16 protein-coding genes, 2 tRNA genes and 2 pseudogenes are annotated in these 20,769 nt (G+C 74.5%); 14 read left to right on the forward strand and 6 right to left on the reverse strand.

All coding sequences use genetic code 11. The annotated features are described in order from the left end of the window. Positions 1 to 147: 147 nt before the first annotated feature. Together ACZ7LB_RS05830 and ACZ7LB_RS05835 are read left to right on the forward strand one after the other, a co-directional pair. Positions 148 to 238 (forward strand) — tRNA-Ser (locus ACZ7LB_RS05830). Between the two features lie 181 nt (positions 239 to 419). Further along, a tRNA-Arg gene (locus ACZ7LB_RS05835) sits at positions 420 to 492 on the forward strand. Between the two features lie 569 nt (positions 493 to 1,061). On the opposite strand, the gene ACZ7LB_RS05840 is transcribed toward ACZ7LB_RS05835, so the two are convergent. From ACZ7LB_RS05840 to ACZ7LB_RS05850, 3 genes are all read right to left on the reverse strand, one after another. Beyond that, positions 1,062 to 1,898 carry a protein kinase family protein gene (locus ACZ7LB_RS05840; protein WP_471465550.1) on the reverse strand — a complete coding sequence of 279 codons (837 nt, stop codon included), beginning with the start codon at positions 1,896 to 1,898 and terminating at the stop codon, positions 1,062 to 1,064. 75 nt (positions 1,899 to 1,973) lie between these two features. Then, positions 1,974 to 2,417, reverse strand: coding sequence for a glycine-rich domain-containing protein (locus tag ACZ7LB_RS05845; protein WP_471465551.1), 444 nt, complete (start codon positions 2,415 to 2,417; stop codon positions 1,974 to 1,976). 206 nt (positions 2,418 to 2,623) lie between these two features. Continuing rightward, complete coding sequence (locus ACZ7LB_RS05850; protein WP_471465552.1) at positions 2,624 to 2,899, reverse strand: hypothetical protein; 276 nt, start codon at positions 2,897 to 2,899, stop codon at positions 2,624 to 2,626. Between the two features lie 119 nt (positions 2,900 to 3,018). Between ACZ7LB_RS05850 and ACZ7LB_RS05855 the strand changes: the two genes are divergently transcribed. After that, positions 3,019 to 3,762, forward strand: a complete 744-nt coding sequence (locus ACZ7LB_RS05855) for an XRE family transcriptional regulator (RefSeq protein WP_471465553.1) — start codon at positions 3,019 to 3,021, stop codon at positions 3,760 to 3,762. A 2-nt stretch (positions 3,763 to 3,764) separates the two neighbouring features. Continuing rightward, positions 3,765 to 4,235 (forward strand): NUDIX domain-containing protein, encoded by a 471-nt coding sequence (locus tag ACZ7LB_RS05860; RefSeq protein ID WP_471465554.1) that lies wholly within the window; start codon positions 3,765 to 3,767, stop codon positions 4,233 to 4,235. 211 nt (positions 4,236 to 4,446) lie between these two features. On the opposite strand, the gene ACZ7LB_RS05865 is transcribed toward ACZ7LB_RS05860, so the two are convergent. Beyond that, a complete protein-coding gene (locus tag ACZ7LB_RS05865) occupies positions 4,447 to 4,956 on the reverse strand; it encodes an MFS transporter (protein WP_471465555.1) in 510 nt (169 codons plus the stop codon). A gap of 150 nt (positions 4,957 to 5,106) precedes the next feature. On the opposite strand from ACZ7LB_RS05865, the gene ACZ7LB_RS05870 reads away from it, so the two are divergent. The 8 genes from ACZ7LB_RS05870 (at position 5,107) to ACZ7LB_RS05905 (ending at position 16,254) form a co-directional block, all read left to right on the forward strand. After that, positions 5,107 to 5,733 (forward strand): AAA family ATPase, encoded by a 627-nt coding sequence (locus ACZ7LB_RS05870; RefSeq protein ID WP_471465556.1) that lies wholly within the window; start codon positions 5,107 to 5,109, stop codon positions 5,731 to 5,733. A 414-nt stretch (positions 5,734 to 6,147) separates the two neighbouring features. Beyond that, positions 6,148 to 7,029, forward strand: a complete 882-nt coding sequence (locus ACZ7LB_RS05875; RefSeq protein ID WP_471465557.1) for a DUF2797 domain-containing protein — start codon at positions 6,148 to 6,150, stop codon at positions 7,027 to 7,029. Positions 7,030 to 7,702: 673 nt separating this feature from the next. Next, positions 7,703 to 8,734, forward strand: a complete 1,032-nt coding sequence (locus ACZ7LB_RS05880; protein ID WP_471465558.1) for an amidohydrolase family protein — start codon at positions 7,703 to 7,705, stop codon at positions 8,732 to 8,734. 178 nt (positions 8,735 to 8,912) lie between these two features. Continuing rightward, positions 8,913 to 9,659, forward strand: a complete 747-nt coding sequence (locus ACZ7LB_RS05885; RefSeq protein WP_471465559.1) for a response regulator transcription factor — start codon at positions 8,913 to 8,915, stop codon at positions 9,657 to 9,659. Then, positions 9,656 to 11,272 carry a sensor histidine kinase gene (locus ACZ7LB_RS05890; RefSeq protein ID WP_471465560.1) on the forward strand — a complete coding sequence of 539 codons (1,617 nt, stop codon included), beginning with the start codon at positions 9,656 to 9,658 and terminating at the stop codon, positions 11,270 to 11,272. The genes ACZ7LB_RS05885 and ACZ7LB_RS05890 overlap by 4 nt, the downstream gene beginning before the upstream one ends. Positions 11,273 to 11,696: 424 nt before the next feature. Next, complete coding sequence (locus ACZ7LB_RS05895; RefSeq protein WP_471465561.1) at positions 11,697 to 12,992, forward strand: bifunctional glycosyltransferase family 2/GtrA family protein; 1,296 nt, start codon at positions 11,697 to 11,699, stop codon at positions 12,990 to 12,992. Next, positions 12,989 to 15,283, forward strand: a complete 2,295-nt coding sequence (locus tag ACZ7LB_RS05900) for a glycosyltransferase family 39 protein (RefSeq protein WP_471465562.1) — start codon at positions 12,989 to 12,991, stop codon at positions 15,281 to 15,283. Before ACZ7LB_RS05895 ends, ACZ7LB_RS05900 begins: the two co-directional genes overlap by 4 nt. 119 nt (positions 15,284 to 15,402) lie before the next feature. Next, positions 15,403 to 16,254: a TetR/AcrR family transcriptional regulator gene (locus ACZ7LB_RS05905; RefSeq protein ID WP_471465563.1), complete on the forward strand. Its 852-nt coding sequence runs from the start codon at positions 15,403 to 15,405 to the stop codon at positions 16,252 to 16,254. Between the two features lie 438 nt (positions 16,255 to 16,692). Here the strand turns inward: ACZ7LB_RS05905 and ACZ7LB_RS05910 are convergent. Beyond that, a pseudogene (locus ACZ7LB_RS05910) lies at positions 16,693 to 16,940 on the reverse strand (pyridoxamine 5'-phosphate oxidase family protein); the annotation flags it as partial. A gap of 244 nt (positions 16,941 to 17,184) precedes the next feature. Between ACZ7LB_RS05910 and ACZ7LB_RS05915 the strand changes: the two are divergent. Next, positions 17,185 to 17,952: a GAF and ANTAR domain-containing protein gene (locus ACZ7LB_RS05915; RefSeq protein ID WP_471465564.1), complete on the forward strand. Its 768-nt coding sequence runs from the start codon at positions 17,185 to 17,187 to the stop codon at positions 17,950 to 17,952. An 18-nt stretch (positions 17,953 to 17,970) separates the two neighbouring features. Continuing rightward, entirely contained in the window at positions 17,971 to 18,681 is a 711-nt protein-coding gene (locus tag ACZ7LB_RS05920) for an ANTAR domain-containing protein (RefSeq protein ID WP_471465565.1), read from the forward strand. Positions 18,682 to 19,130: 449 nt separating this feature from the next. Here the strand turns inward: ACZ7LB_RS05920 and ACZ7LB_RS05925 are convergent. Next, positions 19,131 to 20,700: pseudogene (locus ACZ7LB_RS05925) on the reverse strand (MDR family MFS transporter); the annotation flags it as partial. Positions 20,701 to 20,769: the final 69 nt, after the last annotated feature.

Below are 20,769 nucleotides of genomic sequence, written 5' to 3' on the forward strand. Positions count from 1 at the left end.
GCCCCCGGGACGTTGCGGTGCCGAGAGCGAAGGGCTTTGCCCTGCGGGCCGCCTGCCTAGTACCGTGGGGGCCGATTGGTGACACGGCGCTCGTCTGTGACATCATCTGCACACACCGCTCGCGCTCGCACGCGGGGGTGCGTGTGAGGAGGCGTCGCCTAGTCCGGTCTATGGCGCCGCACTGCTAATGCGGTTTGGGGTTTACCCCCCATCGAGGGTTCAAATCCCTCCGCCTCCGCACCACCGAAGCCCCGGCCCCCAGCCGGGGCTTCGCCGTTCCCCTCGAACATGGCGTTTTCGCAGGTCACAAGGGGTGTGGCCAATGGATTTCACATGACGGCGGCAGTCATGTAATGTTCTTCCTGTCGCCGGAACGGGCCGAAAGGGCCGGGAAGCGGCAGGAAAACCGAATAACGCAAGCACTCGTAGCTTAACGGATAGAGCATCTGACTACGGATCAGAAGGTTGCAGGTTCGAATCCTGCCGAGTGCACAGTAGGCCAGGGGCCCTGTGGAGAGATCCATAGGGCCCCTGGCCTTTGTCTTGACGGCAGTGTCTGACGGCAACCGCTCCTGCTCTCGATCGGCGGGGGCGTCTGGCGATGCGAGCCGCGGGCCACGAACCGACGCGCAAGCACTGCGCGGCCGGCGCCTGCGCCCGATGGCGACGCTGAGGCGGAGGTTGGTGAGGCTGCCCGGCTCGTTGTTCTCCTTGAGCCCTCTGAGGTGTCAGTGAGTGCCGTTAATCTGGTGTTGTGCTCCGTCGCGAACACTAGATGTTGTGGTGTGCCTATTGGTTCATGAGACCGGCATGTGGTTGCTGGAAGCACACGTGACGGGTGCTCGTTCGACAAGCCCGCCGTCGTGGCTGACTTTCGGTGGATCAGGTCCGGACCTCTCTCCAACTCGGCAACGTGGATGCGGGGTTGACGTAGCACCCGCATTCGAGCACGCCAACTACCCCGCTGCCATCGGCACCGGGTTCCTGACTGGAACTCCACGACCGGACCACCCGGAATGCTGTCCAGGCTGAGGGGTGGTCCGGTCTTTGGCTGTTGGGAGTCAACTCAGGGCTTTGCCCACTTCGTAGATGGTTGGCCGATCCTCCGGGGCATGGCTGAGCATCGCGTCGATCAGCTCGCCCAGCGGACCGGGAGCCTTCACCGGACGGCGCTTGCCGTTCGCCACGGCCTCTCTCTGGACGGTGCGCGGAGCGTCGTCCGGATACTCCGCGGCTCGCCACCCAGTGGCGGAGATGAGGAGAGACGCGCCGAGTCCGTAGATGTCGGCTTCCGGTGTGGGTTCGGCCTCTCCGGTCGCGAGCACGCTGCGCGCGATCTCTGGAGCCTCGTAGTGGACGAGGCAGCCGCGGAACGGGAAGTCGTACGCCTCGGGTACGTGCCCGCCCCGGGCAAGAGCGAGGTCGATGAGGTGCGTCCGCTCCGGCCCGATGATGAAGTGGGCGGGCTGTACGTCACCGTGTGCCCAGCCCTTGGCGTGTAGTTCGGCCAGCGCCTCGACACAGCCCAAGGCGACGCTTGTGTGAGGTTCGACGGGTGAGTCCTTCTCGCGGCAGGGTTCCGACAGGCGGTAGAGGTCCGGCCCCTCGTGCCACGGCTGGAGGTTCCACGTTCCGCGCTCCCACTCGCCGTACGCCAAGTCGTCCAAGCCCAGGCGATGCAGCACGGCCCCCTCGCGCGCGGGTGCGAGCGCGGTCCAGGGCTGGGCGGGCCGGTCGGCCGTGGCCTCGATCGGATGGCCGAGCTTCACGGCGTAGTGACCCCGGTGGCTCTCCACGTCCCAGACCGTGGAGCCCCGGCGGTTCACCACCAAGCGCTGAGCCGTAGGCATGAGGGCGTCGAGCACCACGATCGGCAGTTCAGGGGATGACCCGGACAACGTCTCTTCTCCTTCCTGTTCCGGCGGACGCGGCCGGCCACGACTCGTGGACGGCCGCGTCGTTGCCGTCGTGTGCTACGCCTGGCCGTACGGTCGGCCGCAGTCCGAGTCGCACTGCGCGAGGTTGGTGCCGTCCACGGTCCACAGCTCGTCGAGGACCATGAACCCGGCCGCCTTCATGGCACGCGCGGAGGAGGCGACCTTCTCCGGGTCACGGGCCCCGCCGCCCGGCGCCGGGTTGTGGTGCAGGAAGCGACCCGCGTACCGCTCGCACAGGGCCGCGTACTCCTTTGTGTGCAGGATGAGCGCGTGCAGCCCGAGGTCCACGTCGTCCGAAGGGACCATGGGAACGGTGGCGGTGGCGGCGGTGACCAAGAAGGCCACTGCCTGGTCCGCGATCCGCTGGGCACGCTCGGGCGACTGCCCGTTGTGGACGAGTACGAAGTGGGCGAGGCTTTCGGACAACTCCTCGCCGGCCACCGCGCGACCGGTCCTCTGATCGTTCGCCGTTGTCGTCATGTGACTACTCCTTGTGTGTGGCGGTGCGTGGCACTTACCTCCCGCATCGGTCGCTGAGCCACGGCTCAAGGACGGCCAGAAGGCGGGCTTGGAAGGCCGGCCCCGAACGGGGACGGGGGGCCGGGGAACTGGCACCCGTTCGGGGCGGCCGGTCTGCTGGCCGACGGCGAGAGCCATGCCGATCACCAGGCCGCACGACTCGCTGATCATGACGATGAACAGGATTCCCGCATACCGGCCGATGGCGCGCATCGCAGCCCGTCCCGAGTGTTGGCGTTCCGGATGGCCAGAGGTGCGCTCAGTTCCTCCCGGGCACTCGGCGTCACGACGTTGTCCGGCATGGCATCCCACTCCATGCCGCCGCGGATCGGCCGTATCTGCACACGACCGCCGACCTTGCCCATGACGACGCCGACACGTCCCCTGGCGGTGTCCTTCGCCAATTCACCGATGCCTGGTCTGGTCTGCTGGTTGCTCGCCATGCGGACGAGGATCCTGCCACCCATCAGGATGTCGGAACCTCCGACAAACCCCACTTCGGGACGTCCCGCGTCGGGTAGAACGTCCCTGGTGCCGTCCCCGGCTGTTAGGAGAGATTGGGATGCCGAACGAGAGGTTACGTGCTGCCATGGCGGCTGGCGGCTGGACTTACGCCGCCTTTGCGGACAAGGCCGAAGTCGACCCCAAGTCCGTTGAACGATGGGTCAATCTGGGGCGTACGCCGCGCCGGGCCACGGCCATGCTGGCAGCGGAATTGCTAGGAGAAGACGTGCACGCTCTATGGCCCGCGCTCCGGCAGGCACGCCCTGCCCGCGCTGTCAGTCCGGAACTTGTGGCTCTCTACGACCAGCGGGCGGACATCCCCGTGTCCACATTCGTGGACATGCTGACCCAGGCGCGCGAGCACATCGACGTGCTGGTGTACGCCGCCGTCTTCCTGCACGAGGCGTACCCGCGGCTCAACGACTTGTTGCGAGAGCGAGCGGACGACGGGTGTGCGGTCCGTATCGCGATCGGTGACCCGGACAGTACGAATGTCCAACAGCGCGGCGCGGAAGAGAGGTTCGGCCACGGGATCGAGTCCCGTTGCCGACTCGCCCTCATGCACTACCGCCCGCTTGCCGGGGTACCTGGCATCGAGGTTCGAACCCATGCCACCACGCTCTACAACTCGATCTATCGCGCGGATGACCAGGCACTGGTCAATGCCCATGTCTGGGGCGTGAACGCCTACGGTGCTCCCGTGTGGCACCTCCGGCGCAGCGGGAAGGGCGGCATGTTCGACACCTACGCCAGCAGCTTCGACGCGGTGTGGGAAACCGCGACGCCGGTACGAGAAGGATGACCATGGCACGGACCGAGTACTACGACGACCCGGCGGCACCAGAGCCGAACAGCCTGGTGGTCGCCGCGTCCGCGGTGGTCACCGACGATGACGGGCGCATTCTCCTTCAGCGCCGACGAGACAACGATCTCTGGGCGCTGCCAGGTGGCGGCATGGAGATGACCGACTCACTCCCGGGAACGGCCGTCCGCGAGGTGAAGGAAGAAACCGGCCTGGATGTAGAGATCACTGGGCTCGTGGGCACGTACACCGACCCTCGCCACGTCATCGCCTACTCGGACGGTGAGGTGCGCAGGCAGTTCAACGTCTGCTTCACCGCCCGCGTGGTCGGGGGCTGGCTCGCGATCTCGGACGAGTCGACGGAGCTGCGGTTCGTCCAGCCGGAGGAGATCGATCAGCTGCCGATGCACCACACGCAGCGGCTTCGGATCCATCACTTCCTGGAGCACCGAGAGCGGCCCTATCTCGGCTGATCGCACCCGAGGACTTGTCGTAGATTGTCCCGTTACGGTGGAGGCGGCAAACCGCCGTCCGGCTCGGCCTCGCGCCGCTCGGGGGCCGGGACTCCCGCCTGCCCCGGGATCGCAGTAGTCGGCATGGTGACGGCGCGGCGGATCGCCGAGTCGTCCGGCGCGCCCGCACGGACGGTCCGCGGGCACGCCGGTGGCCAGTGCGGCCAACCCGTCAGTCGGCCGTGCTCCGGTGGGGTCCGGGCAGTCTGGCGATCAGTGCCGCGGACAGCAGGAAGACGGCGACCATGACGGCCAGGCCCACTGAGAACCCGTTGCCGAGCTGTCCGGCGGTCGCTTCCCGCAAGCCGTCGCCGGGGATCGCGCCGAGCACCGCCATGCCGATGACCGCGATGCCCACGGCCCCGCCGGCCTGCTGGCCCGTGGAGAGCAGCCCCGAGGCGACGCCGACGTCCGACGAACGTATCCCGGCCAGCACCGTGGACAGGAGCGGGGCCAGGACGAGTCCCAGGCCGCAACCGGTGAGGAACATCGGGGGGATGATCCACAGTGACAGCGTCCGGTCGTGGACCACCAGCACCGGCGTGATCATGAGGGCGCTGCCCGCCGCGGAGGCCAGCGCTCCGTACAGCGCCACTGTCCGGCCGCCGTGCCGCGCGATCAACCCTTTGGAACGGGTCGAGGCGATGAAGGAGCCGATGGAGCCCCTGTCAGGTGCAGCCACGACGGGGTTCCGGTCGGACGGGGCGCCGCTTCCGCCTTCGGCCACTCCGCCCCGCCGCGCCGGTGTTCCCCTTGGCACACCGCGTACCGCGGTCGCCGGGGCGACTCGTACGGGAGCGGTGCGCCGGTCGGACGTGGCACGGTGGCGGGCATGAACCCGTCGATCCTCTCCCGGCCGTCCCCCCACCCCGGCCGCGTGATCATTCTGACCGGGCCGCCCGGAGCCGGGAAGAGCACCGTGGCGCGGCTGCTGGCGGATCGCCTGAGTCCCGGTGTCCACCTGCACGGTGACGACTTCTGGCACTTCATCGAGCGGGGGTGGATCGCGCCCCACCTGCCCGAGGCGCACCAGCAGAACGAGGTCGTCCTGGAGGTGCTGGTCTCCGCGGCGTTCGGGTACGCCGCCGGGGGCTACCAGGTGATCTGCGACGGCATCGTCGGGCCCTGGTTCCTCGACCTGTTCCGTGCGAGGGCCCGGGAGCGGGCCCTGCCGCTGAGTTACGTCGTCCTCCGGCCGGATTGGCGCACCACCCTGGAACGGGCGACGGGCCGGGGCGGGGACGCGTTGACCGACCCCGAGCCGGTCCGCTCGCTGCACGAGCAGTTCAGCGACCTGGGCGCCCATGAGGCCCATGTCCTGGACTCCGGCGGTCTGACCGCCGAGGAGACCGCCGGAAGCGTCCTGCGGGGCATCGCGACGGGTGCCTATCTCCTCGATCCGGGCGCCGGTGGCACCGGCGGCGGTGTTGCCGCGGACGGCCCGCTGCGCGACTTCTGACCACCGCGCGCCGGCCTCCGCCGCCGTCGTGGGATGCCCCCGGGTTCCGCGGCCGTGCCCCGGCCCGTCGCCGAAGCGACCGGCCCGGCGTACGGCCGCGCGGGGGGACGTCTCCCCGCGGGTTGACGGGGACACGGGGCGTGGACGTCCCGGGCGCGGGTGAGTGCGGCCGGTACGACGGGGGTGGGCACCCGGTCGACGGGGGTGGGCACCCGGTCGACGGCGGTGGTCCTCCGGGCGGGGGCGGTGGTCCTCCGGGCGGGAGCGGCGGCCGTCGGGCGGCCGGGCCCTCGGTGCGCGGGGCGGGCCAGCCGGGGTGCCGCGTCGCGGAGGCGCGGGTGGGCGGGGTGCCGGACGGGCGGGCGTGGCGCGGGCGCGGTCCGTTGTCAGTGGTGCCTCGTACGCTCTTGAGTGATGGCGCGGGTGTGGAAGTGCTCGGGACTGCGGTGGTCGGCCGATGGGCCGGTGCTGGCCTGGTGGGGTGGGCGCGTGACGGCGCTGCCCCGGGGGAAGCGGGTGGCCTTCGCGGTTCCGGACGGGGGAGCGCGCGTCTGCGTCGGGGCCCGGGGGCACGCGTGCCCGGGGCGGGTCCCCGTGCCGGGGCGTGCCACGGGGGCCCGGTGCGAGGAGTGCGCCCGGCTCGACCGGGCGCACTCCGTGGCCGCCGACACCCTCGCCGACGACCCCCGCCCGTACCGGGTCTACCTGGCCTGGTTCGGGCCCGGCCTGGTCAAGGCCGGGATCACCGCGCGGGAGCGGGGCGCGGTCCGGCTGCTGGAGCAGGGGGCGGTGTGCTTCACCTGGCTCGGCACCGGCCCGCTGATGTCCGCGCGCCGTGCCGAGGAACTGCTGCGCGCCGCGCTCGGCGTACCGGACCGCGTCCCCTACGCGCGCAAGCGCGCCGTACGGGCGGCCCTGCCGCGCGACGCCGCCGGGCGGGCGGCCGGGATCGCGGAGCTGCACGCGCGGGCGCTGGCGCTGGACGGCTGGCCCGAGTCGCTCGCGCCGGAGCCGTTCCGCCCGGTGGACCACTGGGAGGTCTTCGGGCTGGGCGGCGCGGAGCCCGCCGGCGCGGACGTCGTCGAGCTGGTGCCCGGGGGCACGCTCGCCGGTGAGCTGGTGGCCGTCGCCGGGCCGGACCTGCATCTGCGGACCGGACGCGGGGTCGTGGTACTCGACACCCGCCTCCTGCGGGGGTGGGAGCTGGTGCCCGCCGGGGACGAGGGGGCGCGCCGGGGGTTCCCGGTACGGGAGTTGGGGACGGCGGCGGGCGGTGTGCAGGACGGGCTGTTCTGAGAGGCGATGGGGGGCGGGGAGCGCCGGGGAGCGCCGGGGAGTGCGACGGCCGGACGGACGGATCGTGTCCGACGTCGCGTCGGCCGGTCCGGACCGCCCCGCCGGACCGCCCCGCCGGGCGGTGGCCGGTCGAGCGGGTGGCCCTGGGGTTCCCTGACACCGGGGTCATGACGCAACGCCGATCTCCCGGTACGGGGGCCGCGCGGCATGAGCCTGTCACCGGTCCGCGCTGCCCGTGCCTGCTACCGGGCCTGTCACCGGTCCCGTGACCCTGGTCCCGTGACGCCTGGTCCGCTCGCCGTCCCCGCGACGACGGGGCCACGTCCGTCGGGTGGGAGCCGTGGGGTTCGCGACGCCGGTGCGGTGCCGTCGTCCCGCCGTGCTCGGGACCGCGTTCGTGTCGGCCGGGTGCGCCGACGGTCCGGGCCGCCGATTCGGTGGTGTCGCCTTCGTCTCCCTGCCGTCGGGGCCGTCTCCACCGGGTGCCTGTGCCGGGTCCGTCCATCGGGGTCGCGCCCAACGGCCCAGGTGCCCGGTCCGTCCACCGATTCGGCCCGCCGGTTCCGGCCCCCGGTTCCGGCCTCCCGGTCCCGGGCCTCCGGTTCCGTGTGATCGGGGGCGTGTCGCCGTGCGGGGTGGACCCGGCGCGGGGGCCGGGGTGAGGGTGGGCGGCATGAGTGATCACCGTGAGGACCCCGCGGCCCGGCAGCCGCCGCCCCCGACCCCTCCGCCAGCACCCCGCGAGGGCGCCGGCCCCGGCCCCGACGCCAACACCGTCCCCGGCGCCACCCCCGTCCCCGACCCCGGTCCCGATGAGGCCGCCCGTGTCCGTCGGTTCTGGCAGGGGCTCGGGCTGCCCGGACTCGTCGACGTGCACACGCACTTCATGCCCGACCGCGTCCTGCGCAAGGTCTGGGCCTACTTCGACGCCCTCGGCCCCCTGACCGGCGGTGTCGCCTGGCCGATCACCTACCGCGCCGAGGAGGCCGAACGGACCGCGCTGCTGCGCGGGTTCGGCGTGCGGGCCTTCACGTCGATGCTCTACCCGCACAAGCCGGGCATGGCCCCCTGGCTGAACGGCTGGGCCGCGGACTTCGCCCGCCGCACCCCCGACTGCCTGCACACCGCCACCCTCTTCCCGGAACCCGGCGTCGAGGCGTACGTCCGCGAGGCCGTCGAGGACGGTGCCCGGGTGTTCAAGGCACATGTGCAGGTCGGCGCGTACGACCCGGCCGATCCGCTGCTCGACCCCGTCTGGGGGCTGCTCGCGGAGGCGGGCGTCCCGGTGGTGATCCACTGCGGCTCGGGTCCCACCCCCGGCAGGCACACCGGCCCCGGCCCCGTCGCCCGGGTGCTGGCCCGGCACCCCCGGCTGCGGCTGGTCGTCGCCCACCTCGGGATGTCCGAGTACGAGGACTTCCTGGACCTCGCGGAGCGCCACGGCGAGGTGCGGCTGGACACCACCATGGCCTTCACCGACTTCACCGAGCGCCTCGCCCCCTTCCCCCGGCGCGCCCTGCCCCGGCTGGCGGCCCTCGGCGACCGCGTCCTGCTCGGCACCGACTTCCCCAGCATCCCGTATCCCTACCTCCACCAACTGCACGCGCTGGAAAGGCTGGAGCTGGGCGCGGACTGGCTGCGCGCCGTCTGCCACGACAACGGCGCCCGGCTGTTCGGACTGGCCGGGCCGGAGCGGGCGGCGTAGCCACCGAGGCCGGCGTAGCCACCGAGGCCGGCGGGGCAGCAGGGGCAGCAGGGGCGGCCGGGGCGGTCGGGGTGTTTGGGACGGGCGGGGTCGCCCGCCGGGCCCCGGGCCCCCGTTTCTCAGAGAATTCACAGGTTGGGGAAAGAGTGCTCTCAGAGCCCGCCGACATCGTTCCGGTATGACCACGACCTCGCCCCAGGGGCGCACCGAGCTGCTGCTGAGGACGGACGGGAGCCCCGTCCGGGTGCTGGTGGTGGACGACGAACAGTCCATCACCGAACTGCTGTCCATGGCCCTGCGCTACGAGGGCTGCCAGATCCGCAGCGCCGGCGACGGTCACGGCGCGCTGCGCGCGGCCCGCGAGTTCCGTCCCGACGTCGTCGTCCTGGACATGATGCTGCCGGACATGGACGGCCTCGGCGTCCTCGGGCGACTGCGCCGCGAACTGCCGCACGTGCCGGTGCTGTTCCTGACCGCCAAGGACGCGGTCGAGGACCGGATCGCGGGGCTCACCGCGGGCGGCGACGACTACGTCACCAAGCCGTTCAGCCTGGAGGAGGTCGTCGCCAGGCTGCGCGGGCTGATCCGCCGCTCCGGCGCCGCCGACCCGCGGCGCCCCGCGTCCGTCCTGGTCGTCGGCGACCTCACCCTCGACGAGGACAGCCACGAGGTCACCCGAGGGGGCACCGGCATCCATCTGACCGCGACCGAGTTCGAGCTGCTGCGGTATCTGATGCGCAACCCCCGGCGGGTGCTGAGCAAGGCCCAGATCCTCGACCGCGTCTGGTCCTACGACTTCGGGGGCCAGGCCAACATCGTGGAGCTGTACATCTCCTATCTGCGCCGGAAGATCGACGCCGGCCGCGAGCCGATGATCCACACCCGGCGCGGCGCCGGCTACCTGATCAAGCCCGCCGTCTCGTGATCCCGCGACGGCGACGGCGTCCGCCGAGCCTGCGGACCCGCCTCGTCGTCGTGTCGGTGGCGCTGGTCGCCGTCGTCTGCGCGGTGATCGGCACGGTCACCACCCTCGCCCTGCGCTCGCACCTCTACGAGCAACTGGACGGCCAGGTCCGGGAGGTGGCGATGCGGGTGGCGGGCGGTCCGGCGCGGGACGCCCCCGGGCCGCCGCCCGCCCCGCCGGACGGCCGCGACCCGCTCGCCTTCGCCGCCAAGGGCCCCCGAGCGGTGGGCACGGTCGCCGCGGCCGTCGTGGACGGCGAGGTCACCGAGGGCATCGTCAGCCGCCCCCGGGAGGCGGACGGGTACCGCACCGCCGAGCCCGTCGCGCTCGACGCCCGGCGGCTCGCGGCCCTCGCCGCCGTCCCCCGGGACGGCCGCCCGCACACCGCCGACCTCCCCGGACTGGGCGGCCACCGGGTGCTGTTCCAGAGCGGCCGGGCCGGGGACTTCTACGTCGGCCTCCCGACCGCGGACACCGACGGCGTCGTCACCACCCTGGTCCTGGTCGAGGCCAGCGTCACCGCCGCCGGTCTGATCGCCGCCTCCCTCGCGGGCACCGTCGTCGTCTCCGCCGCCACCCGCCCGCTGCGCCGGGTCGCCGAGACCGCCACCCGCGTCGCCGAACTCCCGCTGCACACCGGCGAGGTCAACCTCGACGAGCGCGTCCCCGGTCCCGAGTGCGACCCGCACAGCGAGGTCGGCCGGGTCGGCGCCGCGCTCAACCGGATGCTCGACCACGTCCACGGCGCCCTGCGCGCCCGGCAGGAGAGCGAGACCCGGGTCCGGCAGTTCGTCGCGGACGCCAGTCACGAACTGCGCACCCCCCTGGCGTCGGTCCGCGGCTACGCCGAGCTGACCCGCCGGGGCGGGGAGCCGGTCGGCCCCGACACCCGGCACGCGCTGGGCCGGATCGAGTCCGAGGCCGCGCGGATGACCCTGCTCGTCGAGGACCTGCTGCTGCTCGCGCGGCTGGACGCCGGACGGCCGCTGCGGTTCGCCCGCACCGACCTCGTGCCGCTCCTCGTCGACACCGTCGGCGACGTCCGCGCGGCCGGTCCCGGCCACGTCTGGCGGCTCGGCCTGCCCGACGGGCCCGCCCATGTCGCGGCCGACGCCGCCCGGCTCCAGCAGGTGCTGGTCAACCTGCTCGCCAACGCCCGCACCCACACCCCGCCCGGCACGACCGTCACCGCGCGGGTGCGGCGCGACGGGACGGCGTGGTGCGTGGACGTGGAGGACGACGGGCCCGGCATCCCGCCCGCGCTGCTGCCGCACGTCTTCGAACGGTTCGCCCGCGGTGACGGCGCCCGCTCCCGCGCCACCGGCTCGACCGGGCTGGGGCTCGCCATCGTGCGGGCGGTGACGGCCGCCCACGGCGGTGCCGTCACGGTCACGGGGGCACCCGGGCGCACGGTCTTCACCGTACGGCTGCCGGAGGCGGCGGACGCGGACAGAGAGGCGGACGCGGACGGCGACGCCGGCGCGGGCGAGGAGGCGGATGCGGGGCAGGGCGCCGCTCCGGCGTCGTACGGCACCGGCGGTCAGGGGGCGGAGTGCGGGCGGACGGTGGGGTGAGGACGGACGGTGGGGTGAGGGCGTAGGGCGATGCGGGGGTGCACGGCAGATCCGGGGGTGCACGGCGGCCCGTCGCAACCGGCCCCGGCCGCAGGGCCGTTCCGTGCCCCGCCTGCCGCCTGCCGCCTGCCGGCTGTCGCCCGCCGGGAGGCGCCTGCCGTCCGCCGCCCGCCACCCGCTGCCCCGCCGCTCGCCGCTCGCCGCTCGCCGCTCGCCGGGCGCCGGGCGCGGGGCAGCGGCGCCGCGGGGTTGCGGGGCCCGGCGCGGGGAGGGGACAGCGGTCCGTCGCGGGCACGGCGGGCGGGAGCGTCGGCCGAGCGGCTGCTCCGGCTCCTCCGCCCCCTGCCGGTTCCGTCCCCGGACTCACAGCCCGCCCACAGCCTCACCACACCCCCGGTACAGGGGAGTTGAGAAGGCTCCGGGCATGCGAACCGACTCTTCCCCCGGCACCCTGGCGGCGCGGGAGCACCTTCCCGCCGCCGGGGCCGGCACCCCGGTCCTGGACGTGGTGGTCCCCGTGCACAACGAGGAGCGGGACCTGGCACCGTGCGTCCTGCGGCTGCACGAGCACCTCACCCGCACCTTCCCCTATGCCTTCCGGATCACCGTCGCGGACAACGCCTCCACCGATTCCACCCCGCGCGTCGCCGCCGGTCTCGCGGAGCGCCTCGCCGAGGTCCGCTCCGTACGGCTGGAGCGCAAGGGGCGAGGCCGGGCGCTGCACGCCGTCTGGTCGGCCTCCGACGCCCCCGTCCTCGCCTACATGGACGTGGACCTGTCCACGGACCTCAACGCCCTGCTGCCGCTGGTCGCGCCGCTGATCTCCGGCCATTCCGACCTGGCGATCGGCTCCCGGCTGACCCGGGGCGCCCGGGTGGTGCGCGGTGCCCGGCGGGAGTTCGTCTCCCGGGCGTACAACCTGATCCTGCGGGGCTCGCTGCGCGCCCGCTTCTCCGACGCCCAGTGCGGCTTCAAGGCGATCCGCCGGGACGTGGCCCGCGCGCTGCTGCCGCTGGTGGAGGACACCGGCTGGTTCTTCGACACGGAGATGCTGGTGCTCGCGGAGCGCGCCGGATGCCGCATCCACGAGGTGCCGGTCGACTGGGTCGACGATCCCGACTCCAGCGTGCGCGTGGTGCGCACCGCCGCCGACGACCTCAGGGGGGTGTGCCGGGTCGGCCGGGCGCTGGCCACCGGCGCGCTGCCGCTGGACCGGCTGGCCCGGCCCTTCGGCGACGACCCGCGCGACCGCGAGCTGGCCGGGGTGCCCCGGGGGCTCGCCCGGCAGTTCCTCGGATTCTGCGCGGTGGGCGTCCTGTCCACCCTCTTCTACCTGCTGCTCTACAGCGGCTTCCGGCCGTTCGCCGGGGCGCAGACCGCCAACGCGCTGGCGCTGCTGGTCTCCGCCGTCGCCAACACCGCCGCCAACCGTCGGCTGACCTTCGGGGTGCGCGGCCGGGGAGGTGCGGTGCGGCACCAGGCGCGGGGGCTGGTGGTGTTCGCCATCGGCCTGGCCCTGACCAGCGGTTCGCTGGCCGCCCTGGACACGGCGGCGGCCCACCCCGCGCACTCCACCGAGCTGGCGGTGCTGGTCGCCGCCAACCTCGCGGCCACCGTGCTGCGCTTCCTGCTGCTGCGGGCCTGGGTCTTCCCGGACCCGCCGGCCGGACCCGACGCGTCCGCGGCCCCCGGCACCGCGCTCCCGGGGGAGGGCCGATGACGACCCGCCCCGGCGACGACCGCGCGTCCCTCCCCGGCCCCCCCGTCCCACCCCGGCCGCGGACCGGGCCCCCGCAGGCCCCACCCGGGCGGGAGACCCCGTCCGCCCAGTCCCCGTCCGACCCCCGGCCCCCGTCGGGGACCCGCGCTCCCGCCGCGCCCCCCGTACCGCCCCCACCGCCCGAGGCCCGGCCGCCCCGCTGGGCGCGCCCCGCCCTGGCCGGGCTGCTGCTGGCCACCGCCCTGCTCTACCTCCACGGGCTGAGCGCCTCCGGCTACGCCAACTCCTTCTACTCGGCGGCGGCGCAGGCGGGCGGCCAGTCCTGGAAGGCGTTCTTCTTCGGCTCGCTCGACGCGGGCAACGCCATCACCGTGGACAAGCCCCCGGCCGCGCTCTGGCCGATGGCCCTGTCGGTGCGGCTGTTCGGGCTGGGCTCCTGGCAGATCCTCGTCCCCGAGGCGCTGATGGGCGTCGGCACCGTGGCCGTCGTGCACGCGGCCGTGCGCCGCCGGTCCGGACCCGCCGCCGGGCTGCTCGCGGGCGCGGTGCTGGCGCTGACACCGGTCGCGGCGCTGATGTTCCGCTTCAACAACCCGGACGCGCTGCTGGCGCTGCTGATGTCCCTGGCCTGCTACCTCGTCGTGCGCGCGCTGGAGGACGGCCGGACCCGGTGGCTGGTGTGGGCGGGGGCCGTGATCGGCCTCGCCTTCCTGACCAAGACCCTCCAGGCGTTCCTGATCCTGCCCGTCCTGGCCCTGGTGTACGGCGTCCGCGCCCCGGTGCGGCCGCGGCGGCGGCTGGCCCAACTGGCTCTGGCCACGGCCGCGCTGGTGGTCTCCGGGGGCTGGTGGGTCGCGGTGGTGGAGCTGTGGCCCGCCGCCTCCCGGCCGTACGTGGGCGGCTCGCGGCACAACAGCTTCTTGGAACTGACCTTCGGCTACAACGGGATCGGCCGTCTCAACGGAGAGGAGACCGGCAGTGTCGGCGGGGGCGGCGGCCCCGGCGGCGGGCGGTGGGGCGGGACCGGCTGGTACCGGATGTTCGACACCGCGGTCGGCGGCCAGATCTCCTGGCTGCTCCCGGCCGCGCTGATCCTGCTCGCGGGCGCCCTGGTGGCGACCCGCAGGGCGGGCCGGACCGACCCGACACGCTCCTCCCTGCTGGTCTGGGGCGGTTCGCTGCTGGTGACCGCGGCCGTCTTCAGCTGGATGGCCGGCATCTTCCACGAGTACTACACCGTCGCCCTCGCCCCGTACGTCGCGGCCGTCGTCGGCACGGGGGCGGCGGCGCTGTGGGAGCGGCGCGGGCGGACCCGGGCCGCCGTCACCCTCGCCGCGGCCCTCACGGCGACCGCGGTCTGGGGGTACGTCCTGCTGCACCGCACCCCGGACCACCTGCCCTGGCTGCGCTGGGCGGTCCTGGCCGGGGGGCTGGCGGCCGCCCTCGGGTGCGTGTTCGCCGGGCGGCTGGGGCGGCGGCTCACGGCGGCGGTGGCGGGGCTGGCCGTGGCGGCCGCGCTGGCGGGACCGGCGGCGTACACCCTCAGCACCGTGCGGCAGGCGCACACCGGCTCCATCGTCACGGCGGGTCCGCGCGGCGGGGGGCCCGGCGGCGCGCGGGGCGGCTTCCCCGGGGGCGGCGGTGGCCCGGGCGCGGCCGGCCGGGGCGGGGGGTTCCCGGGAGGGGGCGCACCGGGCGGCGTCGGCACCGGCCCCGGGGACGGCACGGGCGGCGGCGGAACAGGCGGCGGCACCGCGCCGGGCGGCGGCACCGCCCCCGGCGCCGGGCAGGCACCGCCCACCGGGGGAACCGGCCCCGGGCAGGCACCCCCCGGCGGCGGAACGGCCCCCGGCGGCGCGGCCCCGCCCATCGGCGGCTCCGGCGCGGACTCCGCCCGGGGCGGCGGTGGCGGCATGGGCGGCCTGCTGGACGGTGCCCGGGTCGGTGAGAAGGCCGTGGAGCTGCTGCGGGCCGACGCCGACCGGTACACCTGGGCCGCGGCGGCCGTCGGCGCCCAGAACGCGGCGAGCTACCAACTCGGCTCCGGCGCACCGGTCATGGCCGTCGGAGGCTTCAACGGCACCGATCCCTCACCCACCCTGGAGCAGTTCCGGCGGTACGTGGCCGACGGCCGCGTGCACTACTTCATCGCCGGGGGCGCGGGCGGCGGCATGCGCGGCGGCGACGGCACCGCCTCCGGGATCACCGCCTGGGTGGAGGCCAACTTCGAGGAGGTGACGGCCGGTTCCGCCACCTTCTACGACCTGACCCGGCCCACCGGCTCCTCCTGACGGCGGCCCCCTCGCGGCCCGCCTCCCGCCCGCGTCCCGGTCACCGGGTGCCCCGTGGCCGGGACGCGGGGGCGGGGAGGAGACTGTTCCCCGGGTCGATCGGCCGAGGAGTGGTGCGCATGGCGAGGGCGGACCGGGAAGGACCCCGGGCCGGTGGGACCGGCGGCGGAACGCGGGGGTCCGGTCGTGGTGCCGGACGCCCGGCCGGGCTGGACCGGGAGCGGATCACGGCCGCCGCCGTACGGCTGCTGGACGCCGAGGGCCCGGCCGGGTTCTCCATGCGCCGCCTCGCGGCCGAGCTGGACGTCACGGCGATGTCCGTCTACTGGTACGTCGACACCAAGGACGACCTCCTGGCCCTCGCCCTGGACGCGGTCCACGGGGAACCGCGCCTTCCCGCCGACGACGGGGACACCGAGGGGGACTGGCGGGACCAACTGCGCCTGCTGGCCCGGGAGAACCGCGCGATGCTGGTCCGCCACCCCTGGCTGCCCGGCCTGATCGGCGCCCACCCCGCCCCCGGTCCCCACGCCCGGGCGTTCTCCCGCGCGGTCCGGCGGGTGGTGCGCCGCGCCGGGCTGCCCGAGCGGGGGGTGAGCGGGGCGACGGCGGCCGTCCTGCGGTTCGTCCACGGGTACGGCGCCTTCGAGGGCCGCGTCCGCGCGGCGGACGTCGGGGCGGACCCCGCGACGGACCCCCCGGCGGGCGTCGGTGCCGCCCCCGGCGCGCGCCTCCGGGGCGCCCCGGGCGCGGCATCGGGGCGGGCCCGCGGCACCGGCGACGCCCCCGGGGACGCTCCGGAGGACGACGAGGGCGCCGGGGCCGACGGCTCCGACCGCCTCGGCGGCTCCGACGTCACCGTCAGCACCGACGGTTCCGACGGCACCGGTGCGGACCGCCTGGACCGCGACTTCGAGTACGCCCTCGACCTGCTCATCGCCGGCATCGAGGCGCTGGCCGACCCCGCCTGACGCACGGCACCGGCCGTCCGGGGCGAGGAACCGTCCCGGGCGAGGAACCGTACCCGGCGAGGAACCGCCCGGTCCCGCCCCGTCAGCCCTGCCCCGTCAGCCCTGCCCCGTCAGCCCTGCCCCGTCAGCCCTGCCCCGTCAGTCCCGCCCGGTCAGTCCCGCCCGGTCAGTCCCGCTCCGCCGTCCGCGCCGGGAAGCCCCGTCGCGACCCGGGCCCCGTCGCTCGGGGGCGATCCGGACGAGGGACTTGCCCCGCCCCACCATCGCCCGCCGGTACGCGTCCCGCTCGGGGGCTCCCCGGCGATTCCGACGGCACCGGCGCGGACCGCCTGGACCGCGACTTCGAGTACGCCCTCGACCCGCTCATCGCGGGCGTCGAGGCGCTGGCCGACCCCGCCTGACGCACGGCACCGGCCGCCCCGGCGAGGAACCGTCCCGGGCGATGGCGCGGTAGTGCCCCACCCGCGGCTCGACCGAGTCGGGCGCGTCGGCGACCTCCGCCGTGCCGTCGATCCGGATCCGGGGCCGTTCCAACCGTCGCTGAGGACGATCGGCGTGACCCGCTCGTCCCGGCGGGCGTTGCGCGTCGTGGCCCGCTCGGGGTCGGCGGCGAGCCCCCGGGGGCCGCCGCCGGAGCGCCGGGTGAGCGGGACCGCGCGGCGCCGGGGCCGGACGAGGTCCGGCAACTCGTCGAGCCGGACACGGGTGTTGGTCGCCGTGTCCGGTGCCGTGCCGTCGGCGTGGGGCGGCCGTGCCGCTCCGCGGGCGCGGCGCCTGCGGCGGGTCGCCCGGGTGCGCGGGGAGCGGCCCGCGGGGGACGTCGGCCGGGCGTCACCCCGGCGCAACCGAGCAGTTAGAGTGCTGTTCGTCCTGTGCTCGCAGTCGGGAATGTGCTGCGGAGCTCTCCTGCGTGCGGCCGAGCGGTCGCGCATGCCGAAGAGGTTCGTGGTGGCTGCGTCCGAATTCAATGATTTGTCGCGTTTTCCGGTGGGTTTCGAGCTGGCGGAGGCGCTGACGGCCGCCGCCCGGCGGCTCCACGAGACCGGTACGGCGGACAACACCCTGCGCACGGCCGTCGAGTTGGCCGTCCGGCTGATGCCCGGGGCGGACCACGCCGGCATCCTGGAGATCGACCACGGGAGACGGTTGCGCACCCTCGCCTGGTCCGACGATCTCGTGCGGTTCACGGGCGAGTCCCGGCCCGGCGCCGAACGGCACCCCGCCGACTGGCACCCCGCCGACTGGGACCGGCTGTGGACCGCGCCCGTGGTGCGGATCGAGGACAGCGCGGCCGACGGCGACGGCGGGGCCCTGGCGGGTCTCGGGCTGCGCTCGGTCCTCGCCCTGCGGCTGCGCGCCGACAAGCGCCGCCTGACCGTCCTGACCGCGTACGCCCGCAAGCCGCGCGCCTTCGACGACGACGCCACCCGGATCGGGCGGCTGTTCACCGCGCACGTCAGCCTCGCCCTGGACTCCGCGACGGTGCGCGAGCAGCTCACCGAGGCCATGCGCACCCGGGACCTGATCGGCCAGGCCACCGGCATCCTCATGGAGCGCCTGGACATCGACGCGGCCGGTGCCTTCGAGTCCCTGGTGAAGGCGTCCCAGCGGGAGAACGTCAAACTCCGCGACCTGGCCCGGCGGATCGTCGGCCCGCCCGCTCCCGCCGCCGGGGGCCGGGGCGTCAACGAGCGCTGAGCGGATATCCGTAGGGCCATGACCACTTCGACCCCTGAGAACCCGGAGACGCTCGACCAGGCGTTGGCGCGCGGTCAGGGCCTCGACCCCCTGCTGCGGGACCTGACCGACCGCGCGGTGCGGGAGGTGCCCGGCGCCGCCGCCTGCTCGGTCACCGTGCGCCGCGCCGACCGGCTGCTGACCCTCGCGGGCAGCTCCGGCCTCCCCGCCGGCCTGGACCTGCGGCAGTACGAGAACGGCTCGGGGCCCTGCGTGGACGCCGCCCTGACCGGACACGCCCAGTACGCCCCCGACCTGAGGACCGAGACGCGCTGGCCGGACTACACGCGCTACGCGCTGGGCACCGGGGTGCGCTGCGTGCTGGCGCTGCCGCTGCCGGTGGAGGGCGGCGCGGGCGCGGCGCTCAACTTCTACGGCACCGCCCCCGGTTCGCTCGGCGGCGGGCAGGAGGCGGCCCGGGTCTTCGCGGCCCGGGCCGCCCACGCGGTCAACGAGACCCTGCGCATCGAGGGCCGCGGCTCCTCCGCGGCGGACGCCCGCACCGCGCTGCTCTCCCGCAGCGTGATCGACCAGGCGGTGGGCATCGTCATGGCCCGGGAACGGGTCGACGCCGACCGGGCCATGGAGCGGCTGCGCCGGGCCTCGCAGCACTCCAACACCAAGCTGCGCGACCTGTGCGGCGAGCTGGTGGCCCGGACCTCCTCCGCCGGCCCGCACCGCCGGGACTGACTCCGGCGGCCCGCCCCGCAGGGGCCGGGCTTCCCGGACGGTCCGTCCCGCAGGGGCCGGGGCCTCCGGATGTTCCGTCCCGCAGGGGCCGGGGCCTCCGGACGGCACGGATCCGCCGCCGCGCTCGGGGGCAGCGGCGGCGGGTGTCCCGCGGGGAGGCCGTTAGGGCCTCTCGTTTGGATCATGCCGGGCTCGCGGGGTCCGGCGCCGCACCTCGTCGCGTTGTCGTCGGTCGCCGGGGCTCGGCCCCGACTCCCTCCTCCGCCTCGCGGTGCACGGCGCCGGACCCCGCTTCCTGATCCGGCCCGATCCAAACGAAAGACCCTAGTCGGACGCCCCGTCGTCGCCCGAGGCCGAGTGGGAGTCCGCGACCGAGTGCGCGTCCGACGTGTCGCCGCTGTCCGAGGACCCCTCGGCGGTGGCCGAGGGCGCGCCCCCGGCGGTCCGCACGGCCCCGGCCGGGACCGGCGCCCCGGGGGCGGAGCCCTCCGCCGCGGCCTGGGCGGCCTGGGCGAGGGCGCCCGTGGTACGCAGCGGGACCTCCTTGATGAACAGCGTCACGACGAAGCCGAGGGCGGCGACGGGCGCCACGTACAGGAAGATGTCGGCGATGCCGTGCCCGTAGGCGCTCTCCAGCCAGGTGCGGATGGCCGGGGGCAGCAGGTCCATGTCGGGGATGGTGCCGCTGCCCGCGGCCCGGGCGGCGGCGGCCCGGTCCTCGGGGCCGAGCTGTCCGATGGTGTCCTTGGCGTAGCCGCTGATCCGGCCGGCCATGACCGAGCCGAGCACGGAGACGCCGACCGCGCCGCCGAGCGACCGGAAGAAGGTCACCACGGAGGAGGCGGCGCCCAGGTCCTCCGGGGCCACCTGGTTCTGGGTGCAGAGCACGAGGTTCTGCATCATCATGCCGACGCCGAGGCCCATCAGCGCCATGAAGACGCCGATGTGCCAGTACGGGGTGTCGTAGCGCATGCCGCTCAGCAGACCGAGGCCCGCGGTGAGCAGGACGCCGCCGGCCATCAGCCAGCCCTTCCACCGGCCGGTCCGGGTGATGATCACACCGGAGACGGTGGAGGAGACGAAGAGGCCGCCGATCATCGGGATGGTCATGACGCCCGACATGGTCGGCGACTTGTCCCGGGCGAGCTGGAAGTACTGGCTGAAGTAGACGGTCCCGGCGAACATCGCGATGCCGACGAACAGCGAGGCGAGCGAGGCCAGGGTGATGGTGCGGTTGCGGAACAGCCGCAGCGGGATGATCGGCTCCGCGGCGCGGGTCTCGACCAGCAGGAAGACCAGGGTGAGCAGGAGCGAGCCGCCGACCATCGCACCGGTCTGCCAGGACATCCAGGCGTACTTGTCGTCGGCGAAGGTCACCCAGACCAGCAGCAGCGAGACCGCGGCGGTGATGAAGAAGGCGCCCGCCCAGTCGACCTTGACCGCGCGCCGGGTGACCGGCAGGTGCAGGGTCTTCTGCAGCACGACGAGGGCGATGATCGCGAAGGGCACGCCGACGTAGAGGCACCAGCGCCAGCCGAGCCAGCTCGTGTCGGTGATGACGCCGCCGAGCAGCGGGCCGCCGACGGTGGCGACGGCGAAGGTCGCGCCGAGGTAGCCGGAGTAGCGGCCGCGCTCGCGCGGGGAGATCATCGCGGCCATGATGATCTGCGCCAGGGCGGCCAGACCGCCGGCGCCGAGGCCCTGGATGGCGCGGGCGCCGATCAGCATGCCGGAGTTCTGCGACAGACCGGCCACGACGGAGCCGAGGACGAAGACGCAGAGGGCTATCTGGACCAGGGCCTTCTTGCTGACCAGGTCGGCGAGCTTGCCCCAGAGCGGGGTGGAGGCGGTCATCGTCAGCAGCGAGGCGGTGACGACCCAGGTGTAGGCGCTCTGGCCGCCGCCGAGGTCCGAGACGATCTCGGGCAGGGCGTTGGTGACGATGGTCGAGGACAGGATGGCGCAGAACATGCCGAGCAGCAGCCCGGACAGCGCCTCCATGATCTGCCGGTGCGACATCGGAGTGTCTCCGGCGGAGCCTCCCCCGTGTTCGGCATGAGCCCGCACACCGGTCGGTGTGGTCGTTGC

It is taken from the genome of Streptomyces sp. NPDC107521 (genome assembly GCF_055598485.1).